We start from the raw sequence: 6,986 nt of genomic DNA, 5'->3' as shown, positions 1-6,986 counted from the left end.
GGTAGAGCACCGCGGCGATGGCGGTCGAGACGACCAGGCTCAGCAGTGCGAAACCGGCCCAGCCGAGAATGCCGAATTCCTTGCCGCCGATGAGGTTCCGGGTGATCAGGACCATGACCGGGAACTGGATGAGATAGAACGCGAAGGACACATTGCCCAGCCACACCATGCGCGGGTGGTTGTTGATACCGCCGATCCCGGCCAGGTCGCGGGCCGCCATGGTGGCCACGACCGCGGTCATCGGGGCGAGCAGCAGCACCGACATCTTGTAGTTCACCGGCACCACCCAGGTGGCGGCGTACGCGGCGGTCAGAGCCAGCAGCGGCCAGGCCATATTGGTGTTGCGCCAACGGCCTTCGAGCACCATGCGGGCGGCGAGGACGCCGAGGAAGAACTCCGGCAGCCGCGAGAGCGGGAAGGTGTAGCTCAGCCAATAGGCCGGGGACACCGGAATATTCGGCTGCTGGAACCACGCCGGCGACGCGTGCAGCTCGTAGTACGGCGAGGTGTTGCCCGGCACCAGACGCGGCGCGAAGGCGTTCGCGATGCCCTTGGGGCCGTCCACCCACAGGAAGTAGGAGGTGTGCAGCGCGATGATGCCGAGCATCAGCACGCCCATGGCCAGCAGCAGGTGGCGGGTCGGGATCTTCTGCACCAGGGGCAGCACCAGCGGAAAACTGAAGTAGAACAACACTTCCGCGGCCAGCGACCAGGACGGGACATTCAGCCCGCCGACCGTGGTCCACTTCGGCACCCAGGTGTGCACCAGCAGCAGGTTCGGAACCCACACCACCGCGCGATGCAGCGGCACACTCGCCACCACGATGAACGCGGCCGCCGCCAGCAGATGCGTCGGCCAGATCTTCAACACCCGTCGCCGATAGAAGCCCTTCACCGACATACCGGGTTTGAACGACCAGTAGATGATGAAGCCCGACAGCACGAAGAAGAACGTCACCCCGGCCGCACCCAACTGCATGGGGATCCACTCGTGGATATGGCGGAACAGCTCCGACTTCTGGAACGGGTACACCGGCAGAAACACCAAGGCGTGCAACACGAATACCGCGAACGCCGCCCACCACCGGGCCCCCGTCAGCGACGGCAGCGCGGGACGACGCTCGGCGGCAGAAGCCGCGCGCTCGGTGGCGGATTCGGTGCGCCCGGTGAGAGATTCGGCGCGCTGCGCGGTGGAGTTGGACTGCCCCGCAACAGGTTCGGCCGGCGCATTCGCGAGTGTCGCAGGCCCGGATTCACCACGCGCGGGGCTGAACTCACCACGCGTGGTGACGGCCTGCGCGGCATCGCCGGCCCATGCGGGTGAATGGGACTGGGCGGGCGGGGTTTCCAGAGCGACGGCCTCGTCGCGCATCCCGGGGAGGACTTCGGGTGGACGGGTCATCGTGCGTACCTCTCGTACAGAGCGTTGGCGATCACCGCGTCACCCTGGGGAGCGGGGTGGAACGGCAGGCCGCCGAGGTTGATCATCGGGTCGAACACGCCGTTGACCCACTGCTGCGGTGTGCACAGGCCGTGCCCGGCGGTGAGCGCACGGGAGTCGAGGAACTCCACCTGCGTCTGCGCGGCCGCCTCACGCTGCGCCTTGTCCATCCGGTTGAAGTATTCGACGACCGTGCGGCCCCGCGGTTGCAGCAGTGCGAGGCCCGCGATGTCGAAGCAGATGGTTTCCTGGTTGGGGGCGAACAACTCCGGGTAGCCGACGATGACGATGTGCGCGGCCGGTGCGTAGTACCTGATGTAGGTCACGACCTTGGCGATGCGGGCAGCGTACTCCGAACCGGTGATCTTGTGCGGGTCGATCATCCGGCCCTCGGCCACCGCGTCGGGTCCGCAACCGCCGGCGAGGTCGTAGAAGCAACTCTGCGAGGACGCCCACGGCGAGAGATCGGCCCCGCCCCAGTGGTCGTTGAAGCCGAATTGCAGCGTCACCAGCTTGGTTCGAGGCCCGAACGCCCCGGCCTTGGCGGCATTGGCGGCCTGGACCGTGAGGGTGTAGCCGTCGCCGCCCTCGATCGTCGCGCCCGGACAGGACTGGTTCCAGACCTGATCGGCATTGCCCTGCAAGCCCATCCGGGCGGACAACTGCTCCGGCCAGGAGGTCTCGCCGCGATCGCATTTCTTCTCGTCGGAGAACGGTTCCCACCCGTTCGCACTGAACGAATCGCCCAGAATGACAAGGGCTTTGCCCTCGGAGGCCGGTTCTTTCCCGGCCGGAGCCGGATCGGCGTGTGCGCCCGCGGTTCCCGTCATGGCCGCTGCGATGGCCACGACCGCGGCGCACAGCGAAGCCGATGCGCCTGGAATACGGAACTTCATGTAACCCTCGAATCGCAAATTGAATGGGAGTTCTTCAGTTTTGCGCGGAGTGTGAAGAGACGAGTGGGTGCGGGAACGCGAAATCCGTTGTGCGGGATCAGCGTCCGTATCGGTCGTAGATCGCGGTCGCGATCACGGAATCGCCCTGGGTGGACGGATGGAAGGGCAGGCCGTCGACGCCGGTGCGGAAATCGGCGACCCCGTTCAGCCACGGCTGCGATGAACAGAGGCCGTGCCCCGCGGTCAACGCCCGGGAATCGAGGAACTCGATGCCCAGCAGCTGCGCGGCTTCTCGCTGCGCCACCTCGATCCGGTCGAGGTACTCCACCACCGCGCGCCCGCGCGGATTGATGAACGGCGCGACGCCGAGGATGCTGAGGCAGACGGTGCTGCTGCCCGGCACGAAAAGCTCCGGATACCCGACGAATACGATTTTCGCGTTCGGCGCGTAGTACTTGATGTAGGTGACGGCATTGCTCATGCGCTTGGCCATCAGCGCGCCGGACACCCCGTTGAAGTCGGTCATCCGGCCCTCGTCGACCGCGTTCGGGTCACAGCCGAGCTCGAGGTTGAACACGCAGGCCTGCAAGGAATTCCACAGCGTCTGATCCGACTTGCCCCACTTGTCGTTCAGCCCGAACTGCAGTGTCACCAGCTTGGTGTTCGGCCCGAAGGCGCCCTCCTTGTCGGCCCGCTGGGCCTGCTGGGCCATGGTCCAGCCGGGCCCGCTGTCGATGGACGCACCCGGGCACGACGGGTCGGACACCCGGTCGGTCCCGAACACGCCCATCAACTGACTCAGTTGGACCGGCCAGGCGGTGCGCCCGTGCAGGTTGCAATCGTCTTTACCGGTGAAGTGGTCCCATTCGTTCGCGGAGAACGAATCGCCCAGCACCACCAGCTCTTTGCCCGCGGGATGCGGATCCGCAGCGGAAGGATCCGCACTCGCCGCGGCCACGGCCGTCATCGAGGCCGCGATTGCCACCACGGTGGCGCACAGCCACCGTCCACCATTGCCCAGCACTTGACCAGTCCAGTCCCGTCAGTACCCGGCGCGGGGTTCGAAGCCGGGCGCGTCGAGAGTCGGCGGCGCGGCGGGCTTGGGGGCCTGCGTCTGCGGCGCGGGCTTCGGCGCGACCTGAGCGGGTTCCGGCGCGGCCGGCTGCGGCGCAACCGGTTCCGTGGCGGCGGGCGCCGGAGCGGGAGCCTCGGTGGTGGGCGCGGGCGCGGCGGTCGTCGGCGCGGGCGCGGCGGTGGAGCTCGCGACCGTCGTCGGGGCGACCGTGGTGCTGGTGCCACCCGACGACCCGTCTGATGATTTAGAGCTGCTGCATCCCGTGACCCCCGCGAACAACAATGCCCCGCCGATTACAGCCGCAGCGGCACGGACGGCGAAAACCCCCGGTGTAGCAGACTTCATGGATACCTCGAATCAGATCTGAAGTGACATGTGTTCACTTCAGCGGGCAGTGTACAAAATGCGCCAACCGCGCCCGAGCAGATTCGGAAAATTGCCCCGAATCCTAGGGGCACCGAACCAGATTCATCCAGGTCAGGCCGATTTCAGCCGATGCAACCGGTTGCAGAAGCAACCCACCTCGCACCAGCGTCCGCCGCCGGTCAGCCCCGCGTATTCAACCGGTGAGCGGCACATCCCGGAAGGGGTTTGCCCGAAATATCCCAAACACGCCACCTGCCCGTGCCGCTCGGTGGATGTGCGGCGGGGTTCCAGAGTGTGGGCGCGGGGTTTGACCTGTTTGTTTGGGGTTTCGTATGGTTGGGGTTCGGCGATTCGTGGAATCCGGTGAGAGTCCGGGACGGTCGCGCCACTGTGAGCGCCCCTCGGGGTGTGAGTCAGACCCCGGATGCCGAACAGTTGTATCGGCCGAGGGGCGCGAATTCCCCTCCCACACTAGGAGTTCACGTGGCTACGTCCTACGTTCCCCGTTCCGGCGTTCAGTCCGGGGCGCTCGCGCTTCCGACCACGGCCATGTGGCTGATCGGGACTACCGTGCTGGCGTTGCTGGCCATCTACTTCATCGGGTTCGATCAGGGCGCGGTGTCGGTCTTCGGCAGCGATATGCACGTGCACGAGTTCGTGCACGACGGCCGTCACCTTCTCGGTTTCCCCTGCCACTAGGCACGGGGAACGAGTCAGCACAATGGAAAAACGGATCATCGGCCGAGGCGTCGCGTTGGGCGCGCTCGGTGGATTACTCGCGTTCGCGTTCGCTCGGATCGCCTCCGAGCCCGTCACCGATCGGGCCATCGAGTACGAAGAGGGACGCGACCACGCGCAGATGGCGCTGGACAAGGCCGCCGGGAAACCGATGGACATGGATATGGGCGCCGAGCTTTTCACCCGGAGTCAGCAGGCGAATGTGGGCCTCGGGTTCGGTGTGATCGTGCTGGGCGCGGCCATGGGGGCGCTGTTCGCGGTCGTGTACTTCCTGGCGTTGCGCAAGGCCGGGAAGATCAGCGCGCGGAATCTGGCGCTGCTGGTTTCCGGTGGCATGTTCCTCGCGGTGTACGCGGTGCCGTTCCTGAAGTACCCGGCCAATCCGCCGGGATCCTCGGACGGGGACACCATCAAGGAACGCACGGCGATGTTCGTGCTCATGATTCTGATCAGCGCGGTCGCACTCGTGGCTGCCGTCTGGCTGGGCCGCAGACTGGCTGCGCGACTGGGCAATTGGAATGCGTCGATCGCCGCGGCCGCCGCCTTCACGGTGGTGATGGCGGTGGTCATGCTGGTCCTGCCGAGCTACTCCGGCGAAACGCCGGAGCCGCTGAAGGATCCGTCGGGCACCATCGTCTACCCCGGGTTCCCCGCCGCGGATCTCTACCACTTCCGCCTGTACTCCTTTGCCGCCCAGCTGATCCTGTGGCTGGTCATCGGCGTCGGCTTCGCCTGGCTGGCCCCGCGCCTGCTCGGCGAGCGCACCGAGAACGCCCCCGCGGCGGCATGAGCGCGATCACCCGCCTCACGCTGATCACGCACGCGATCACCGACGCGGTGCAGGCCGCCCGCTTCCCCGCCGACGAACCGCTCAGCCCCCTGGGTGAGCGGTCCGTCGCGGCGGCGGGCGGCCTGCCCGGCCCGGACCGCGCCCTGTGCGCCCCCGAACTCCGCACCGAGCAGACCGCCAAGGCCCTCGGCCTCACCGCCAGCCCCGAACCCGCACTGCGCGACCTGAATTGCGGCAACTGGTCAGGCCAGTCCATGGACGACATCGCCCCGGACCAGCTGATGTCCTGGCTTACCGACCCGACCCACAACTCCCACGGCGGCGAGTCCATCACCGACCTGATTGCCCGCGTACGGATTTGGCTGGACACCCTGGCGGGCACCGGCGACCGCATCACCGCCGTCACCCACCCGGCAATAGTCCGCGCCGCCATCCTCTGCACCCTCAACGCTCCCCCGGAATCCTTCTGGCGCATCGACATTCCCCCGCTGACCGCCACAACTCTGCACCACCGCTCCCCCGCCTGGACCCTCCGCACCACCGCCCACGAACTGGCCTGACCATTCACGGCCCCGAGGACCAGATATTCCACCCCGCCGACGCGGCCCGCCGCCGCGCCAGCACCTCCAAATAGGGCACAAGCCCCGCGAAATACCGCTTCGCCTCACAATCCTTATCGCACTCCCGATGGCTTTCCAGGCCACGCTTCGCCACATCCAAATTCTGGACCGGATAGTCCGGAACTTCGTGTGTAATGGGTTGAACCACAGCACATCTCCCGAATCGTCGAATACCGAATGCCGAATGTCGGCGACCTGCCTCGAGTACACTCTGATCAGGCGGATTTCGGAATCCAAACAAGCTCGAATCCGCCTCGGAGATACGGTGATTCCCTTGCGGGGTCCACCACGGCGAATTCGACCGCGGCGGAACCTTCCATATTTCGAAGCGTCCGATAGTGAGGCTAACGAGATGACCGGATCGACCATGGGGCGCAGGGCCCTCGGACGAGAATTGAAGCGGCTGCGCGAAAACAAGAAAATGCGACCGTCGGAAACCGCGCGGGTGATCGGGGTGTCACCGCAAACCGTCGGGCGCTTGGAAGACGGGTTGGTGACCAAGGTTTCCGACCTCTACATCAACGCCTTGTGCGACGCCTATGGCGCGACAGACGAAGAACGCCGGGTACTACTGGATTTGGCGCTCGAGATCCGAACCACCCAGAAGTCCGGCGGCGGTTGGTGGCGGTCATACATGGACGAGATGCACGAGGGCTTCGACCATTACATGGGTCTGGAGGACGCTGCCCGCAAGGTCTCGGTCTGGAAGGTCACACTCATCCCCGGATTGCTCCAGACACCCGAATATCGGCGCGCAATTGCCTGGATCGAAACACCTGGCGCCCCAACCGAACAGGTGGAGCGGCGCCTCGAAATGGCCGTTCGCAGACAGGCACGGCTCGAGGACCCAGGCTTCGCCGTGGAGGTCGTCTTGTCGGAAATGACGCTGCGCGATCGAATCGGGGGTGCCGGTGTGATGGCGGACCAACTGCACCGGCTCGCCGAGGTCGCACAGCTGCCCAATGTCGAGATTCGCGTGGTTCCCTTCGCCACCTCGGGCTGCCTCGGCTCACGAACGGGATCGTTTGTGCTGCTGGAGTTTCCGAAGCTGCCCGCCACC

The 6,986-nt window shown here is 66.1% G+C and carries 8 protein-coding genes; 4 read left to right on the top strand and 4 right to left on the bottom strand.

What is annotated here, in order from left to right; translation table 11 throughout:
• The 4 genes from ON43_RS10980 to ON43_RS44750 form a co-directional block, all read right to left on the bottom strand.
• The coding region (locus ON43_RS10980; protein ID WP_245568540.1) for an acyltransferase family protein at positions 1–1,402 on the bottom strand (1,402 nt) is incomplete at its 3' end.
• Entirely contained in the window at positions 1,399–2,337 is a 939-nt protein-coding gene (locus tag ON43_RS10975; protein ID WP_051178268.1) for an SGNH/GDSL hydrolase family protein, read from the bottom strand. The genes ON43_RS10975 and ON43_RS10980, both read right to left, overlap by 4 nt.
• A gap of 97 nt (positions 2,338–2,434) precedes the next feature.
• Positions 2,435–3,361, bottom strand: a complete 927-nt coding sequence (locus ON43_RS10970) for an SGNH/GDSL hydrolase family protein (RefSeq protein ID WP_051178267.1) — start codon at positions 3,359–3,361, stop codon at positions 2,435–2,437.
• An 18-nt stretch (positions 3,362–3,379) separates the two neighbouring features.
• Positions 3,380–3,757 carry a hypothetical protein gene (locus ON43_RS44750; RefSeq protein WP_157513995.1) on the bottom strand — a complete coding sequence of 126 codons (378 nt, stop codon included), beginning with the start codon at positions 3,755–3,757 and terminating at the stop codon, positions 3,380–3,382.
• Between the two features lie 570 nt (positions 3,758–4,327).
• On the opposite strand from ON43_RS44750, the gene ON43_RS10960 reads away from it, so the two are divergent.
• The 4 genes from ON43_RS10960 to ON43_RS10945 form a co-directional block, all read left to right on the top strand.
• Positions 4,328–4,477, top strand: a complete 150-nt coding sequence (locus ON43_RS10960; protein WP_083913315.1) for a CbtB domain-containing protein — start codon at positions 4,328–4,330, stop codon at positions 4,475–4,477.
• Positions 4,478–4,499: 22 nt separating this feature from the next.
• Entirely contained in the window at positions 4,500–5,306 is an 807-nt protein-coding gene (locus ON43_RS10955) for a CbtA family protein (protein ID WP_040806477.1), read from the top strand.
• A complete protein-coding gene (locus tag ON43_RS10950; RefSeq protein ID WP_040806475.1) occupies positions 5,303–5,866 on the top strand; it encodes a histidine phosphatase family protein in 564 nt (187 codons plus the stop codon). Before ON43_RS10955 ends, ON43_RS10950 begins: the two co-directional genes overlap by 4 nt.
• A 412-nt stretch (positions 5,867–6,278) precedes the next feature.
• A partial coding sequence (locus tag ON43_RS10945; protein ID WP_040806473.1) for a helix-turn-helix domain-containing protein occupies positions 6,279–6,986 on the top strand: 708 nt, incomplete at its 3' end.

It is taken from the genome of Nocardia concava NBRC 100430 (assembly GCF_000308815.1).
GTDB classification, from domain to species: Bacteria; Actinomycetota; Actinomycetes; order Mycobacteriales; family Mycobacteriaceae; genus Nocardia; species Nocardia concava.
Note: the sequence above shows the minus strand (reverse complement) of the source record. Positions and strands in the feature narration are given on the sequence as shown.

Coding starts and splice junctions, on each gene's coding strand:
- ON43_RS10960 (WP_083913315.1), top strand. CDS start 4,328: ATGTGGCTGATCGGGACTACCGTGCTGGCGTTGCTGGCCATCTACTTC.
- ON43_RS10950 (WP_040806475.1), top strand. CDS start 5,303: ATGAGCGCGATCACCCGCCTCACGCTGATCACGCACGCGATCACCGAC.
- ON43_RS44750 (WP_157513995.1), bottom strand. CDS start 3,757: ATGAAGTCTGCTACACCGGGGGTTTTCGCCGTCCGTGCCGCTGCGGCT.
- ON43_RS10955 (WP_040806477.1), top strand. CDS start 4,500: ATGGAAAAACGGATCATCGGCCGAGGCGTCGCGTTGGGCGCGCTCGGT.
- ON43_RS10975 (WP_051178268.1), bottom strand. CDS start 2,337: ATGAAGTTCCGTATTCCAGGCGCATCGGCTTCGCTGTGCGCCGCGGTC.